The sequence below is a fragment of the Streptomyces sp. 5-10 genome, assembly GCF_014712245.1.
Classification (GTDB): Bacteria; Actinomycetota; Actinomycetes; order Streptomycetales; family Streptomycetaceae; genus Streptomyces; species Streptomyces violaceusniger.
In genome coordinates, this window is the sequence record NZ_JACVYG010000144.1 from 1 (window position 1) to 4,934 (window position 4,934).

The following is a 4,934-nucleotide window of genomic DNA, read 5'->3' on the forward strand; positions in this document are numbered from 1 at the left end:
CGGCGCCGTCAACCCATTCGACGCCCCATCCTGATTCACCGCAGAACCCCGCACCACCGCCAACACCCGACGCCCCGAAGCCACCGCATCCGACAACCGCTCCAACACCACCAACCCCGCACCCTCGGAAAACCCCGTCCCATCCGCACCCTCCCCAAACGACTTGCACCGACCATCCACCGCCAACCCCCGCTGCCGCGAAAACTCCACGAAGGCGGCAGGCGTGAACATCTGCGTCGCCCCGCCGGCGAGCGCGAGGTCGCACTCCCCGCGGCGCAGGGACTCCCCCGCCAGATGCAAGGCCACCAGTGAGGACGAGCATGTGGTGTCGAGGGTCACCGCGGGCCCTTCCAGGCCCAGGGTGTAGGCGATGCGGCCGGAGGCGACGCCACCGGAGTTGCCGGTGCCGAGGTATCCCTCCAGCTCGTCGGGGACGCTGGTGAGGCGGTCGACGTAGTTGTGGTACATGACCCCGGTGAACACGCCCGTCCGGCTGCCACGCAGCGAGTCCGGGGCGATGCCCGACCGTTCCAGGGCCTCCCACGCCAGTTCCAGCAGCACGCGGTGTTGCGGGTCGGTGGCCAGCGCCTCCCTGGGCGAGATGCCGAAGTGCTCGGCGTCGAACCAGTCGCCGTCGGTGAGGAAACCACCGTGTCCGACGTAGGACTTGCCACGGCTGGCGGGGTCGTCGTCCAGGAGCCCGTCCAGGGTCCAGCCCCGGTCGGTGGGCAGCGGTGTGATGGCGTCGCGCTCGTCGGCGACGAGCTGCCACAGCTCCTCGGGTGAGCTGATCCCGCCGGGGTACCGGCAGGCCATGCCCACGATCGCCAGCGGCTCACGGGTGGCCGACTCGTACTCCTTCAGGCGCTCGCGGGCCTCGTGCAGTTCGGCCGTGACCCAGCGCAGGTGGTTGAGCAGTTCATCCTCGTTCGGCATAAGCGGGAGATCTCCGTGAGACGGGTGTGAGAGGGCGGGGAACGGCTCTACTTCATGCCGAGCTCGTTGTGGATGAAGTCGAAGAGTTCGTCGGCGCCGGCATCCCGCAGCCGCGCTGCGGAGTGCTGGGGCGCGGTGTCGCCGCGCGCGTGCAGCTTCGCCACGCGGTCGGCCAGGACGGTGCGCAGCGCCTCGTCGGTCGACGGCGCGGCGAGTACCGACTCGAGGTGGTCCAGGGCGGCCAGCAGCGCCTCTTCGGGGCTGGTGGCCGAGGCCAGTTCCGCGGCCAGTTTCCCGGCGAGTGCCTCGGGGGTCGGAAAGTCGAAGGTCGTGGTGGCCGGCAGCCGCAGACCGGTGATGGTGTTGAGCCGGTTGCGCAGTTCGACGGCCGTGAGGGAGTCGAACCCGGCCTTCAGGAACGGTTGCCGCGGGTCGATCTCCTCACGCCCGGCGAACCCGAGGATCGCCGCGGCCTGTTCGCGCACCAGCTTCAGCAGTTCGCGGCCGCGCTCGGCGGGACCCAGCGCGGCCACGCGCGCGGCGAAGTCCGGCTCGGTGACCACGGCGGCGGCCGCCGGACGCACCGGGCCACGGGCGACCGGCGCCATCCTGACCGGTACGGCCACCGGGTCGGTGCCGCCCAGGACGCGGTCGAACAGCGCAAGGCCCTCGGCCGTCGACAGGGCGCCGACCGCGGCCCGGGGGCGGGTGGCCTGGACCGGTGCGGTCAGCGATGTCGTCTGCTCCCACAGGCCCCAGGCGAGGGAGTGCCCGGCGAGTCCGGCCGCACGCCGCCGGGTGGCCAGTGCGTCGAGGAAGGCGTTGGCCGCCGCGTAGTTCGCCTGTCCCGGGGAGCCGAGGATTCCGGCCGCTGAGGAGAACAAGGCGAACAGCCGCAGGTCCATGCCCTCGGTGAGCTCGTGCAGATGCAGCGCTCCGTGGACCTTCGGTGCGGCGACGGTGCGCAGCCGGTCGGGGGTCAGCGAGGTGATGGCACCGTCGTCGAGTACGGCCGCGGCGTGCACGACACCGGCGAGCGGGAACTCGTCGATGCCCTCGAGCACCGCGCGGACCTGGTCCCGGTCGGCGACATCGCAGGCGACCGCCTCGGCCCGCGCGCCCAGTTCCCCGAGTTCGGCGATCAGCTCGGCCACGCCGTCGGCCCGCGGTCCGGACCGGCTGACGAGGACGAGGTGCCGGACCCCGTGCCGCATGGCCAGATGGCGGGCGACCAGGGCGCCGAGGCCGCTGGTTCCACCGGTCACCAGGACCGTCCCGTCGGACGGAATCCGCGGGGGGTCGCCTTCGCCCCGGGCACTCACCAACCGGGGGGCCAGGATCGCGCCGCGGCGCAGGGCGAGCTGTGGCTCACCGGTCGCGAGAGCGGCGCAGAGGGCGTCGTCCGACCCGTCGTCGATGTCGACGATGACCAGCCGCCCGGGGTGTTCGGCCTGCGCCGAGCGCACCAGTCCCCACACCGGTGCCTGGCAGAGGGCGGAGACCGGGTCGTCGGGGCCGGTCGAGACCGCGCCACGCGTCAGCACGACCAGACGGGAGTCCGGCCGGCCCTCGTGCCGCAGCCACTCCTGGACGGCCTCCAGCGCCTGGTTCGCCACCTCGATCGGCGAGTCCGCGACCCCGCACTCGTACCTCACGGTGGGGCCGGGATCCACGGCCGGCGGGCCGGCTTCCACGGGGGTCCACTCCAGGCGGGAGAGCAGGCCGGTCAGCGGGGGATCGAGCTGGTCGGCGCGGAGCGTGCGGGAGCGCACCCGGTCCACGGTGACCACCGGCGCGTTCGCCGGATCGGTGGCCAGCACCGAGATGTCCCCGGCCCGCGTCGCGGCGACACGCACGCGCAACGACCGGGCTCCCGAGGCGTGCACGGAAATCCCCGACCAGGCGAAGGGGAGGGATGTGCGGCCGGGCTCCGCCGCCGCGAAGGCCATCACCTGCAGTGCGGAGTCGAGCAGTGCGGGGTGCAGTACGAACGCGGCCTCCGGCACCTCGTCCGGCAGCGCCACCTCGGCGTAGTACGCGTCCTCGGACCGCCACATGGCCCGTACACCGCGGAAGGCCGGCCCGTAGTCCAGACCGTTGTCCTCCAGAGTCTCGTAGAACCGTTCGATGTCCACCGCTTCCGCCGGTTCCGGCGGCCAGCTCCGCCACACCGGCGCCTCGCCCGGCCGGTCGGTGGTGACCGCGCTCGCGTGGTGGGTCCAGTCCGATCCGGCTGTCCGGGAGTGGACCTGGACGTGACCGTCGGTGGCGACCGTCACCTGCACGTCCACCCGCCCGTCCGCCGGGATGGCCAGCGGCGCGTGGAGGGTGAGTTCCTCGACGGCCGGGCGGCCCACCTCGTCGCCCGCTCGGACGACCAGCTCGACGAAGGCGGCACCGGGGAGGATCGCCGAGCCGCGCACGGTGTGGTCGGCCAGCCATGGATGCGAGGCGAGCGACAGCGACCCGGACAGTACGAGTTCGCCGGAGGCCGCCATGTCGGCCTTCGCGCCGAGCAGGCCGTGGTCCACCGGTGCCAGGCCGACCGCGGACACATCACCACGGGCGGAGCCGCCGTCCAGCCAGAACCGTTCATCGGCGAACGGGTAGGTGGGCAGATCCACCTGCCGGACGCCGGTCGGATGCGCCGCGCTCCAGTCCACGTCGATTCCGAGGGCGCAGGCTTGCGCCGCGGCCCGCAGCATCTGCGCGATGCCACCGGACTGCCTGCGCAGTGTGCCCACGACGGCGATCTCGGTGTCCCCGGCGGTCTGTTCGACGGCCGTGGTCAGCACCGGGTGGGGACTGGGTTCGACGAACGTGCCGTAGCCGTCGGCCAGTAGTGCCGACACCGCTTCCTGGAAGTTCACCGGCTCGCGCAGGTTGGTGTACCAGTACTCCGCGTCCATGGCCGACCCGTCGATCGGGCCACCCGTCACCGAGCTGTAGACCGGGACCGTACCCACGGCGGGGGCGATCGGCCCCAGGGCCGCCAGCAACTCCTCACGAAGCTCCTGGACCGCCGGGGAATGGGAGGCGTAGTCCACCGCGACCCGCCGCGCCCGCGGCTCCCGCTCCACCAAAGCCGCCACCGCATCCGACGTCCCCGACACCACCACCGACTCCGGACCGTTCACCGCCGCCACCACCAGAGCGTCGCCAAACGGCGCGATCAGCCCCTCCACCTCGGCCAGAGGCAGCGGCAACGACACCATCCCGCCACGCCCCGCAAGCCCCTGCGCGATCAACTTCGATCGCACGCACACCACCCGCGCGGCGTCCTCCAACGACAACACCCCCGCCACCACCGCCGCCGCGATCTCCCCCTGCGAATGCCCCACCACCGCCGCAGGCACCACACCGAACGAACGCCACACCTCCGCCAACGACACCATCACCGCCCACAACACCGGCTGCACCACATCAACCCGCCCCAACGCCACCTCATCACCCAACACATCCACCAACGACCACTCCACCAACGGCGCCAACGCCGCCGCACACTCACCCAACCGCTCCGCGAACACCGAAGACGACCCCAACAACTCCACCGCCATCCCCACCCACTGCGACCCCTGCCCCGGAAACACCCACACCGGACGGCCCGTGGAGATCGCCTTCCCCGTGACCACCGCGCCACGGGGTTCGCCGGCCGCGCAGGCGCCCAGGAGTTCGTCCAGTTCATCGCGGTCGGCGGCGACCAGTACCGCGCGGTGCGGAAACATGGTCCGCGTCGTGGCGAGCGAGTGGGACACGTCCCCGAGGTCGGCCTCGGGATGGCGCTTCAGGTGCTCACGCAACCGCCGTGCCTGCTCCCGGACCCCGGCGTGGTTGCGGGCGGACAGCGGATACGGCAGCACCCCGGCGTCGACCGGCTCCCGCCGGAGGGGTTCCGGTTCGGCCTGTTCCAGGATCAGGTGCGCGTTCGTACCGGACACCCCGAAGGAGGAGACGGCGGCGCGGCGGAGGCGGTCCACCACAGGCCACGCACGCGCCTG

2 protein-coding genes are annotated in these 4,934 nt (G+C 72.4%); both read right to left on the reverse strand.

All coding sequences use genetic code 11. From position 1 onward, the window contains the following. The coding region (locus tag IEJ02_RS47385; RefSeq protein WP_191070446.1) for a beta-ketoacyl synthase N-terminal-like domain-containing protein at nucleotides 1-936 on the reverse strand (936 nt) is incomplete at its 3' end. Nucleotides 937-983: 47 nt separating this feature from the next. Beyond that, on the reverse strand, nucleotides 984-4,916 hold the full coding sequence (locus IEJ02_RS47390; protein ID WP_191070447.1) for an SDR family NAD(P)-dependent oxidoreductase: 3,933 nt from the start codon (nucleotides 4,914-4,916) through the stop codon (nucleotides 984-986). Nucleotides 4,917-4,934: the final 18 nt, after the last annotated feature.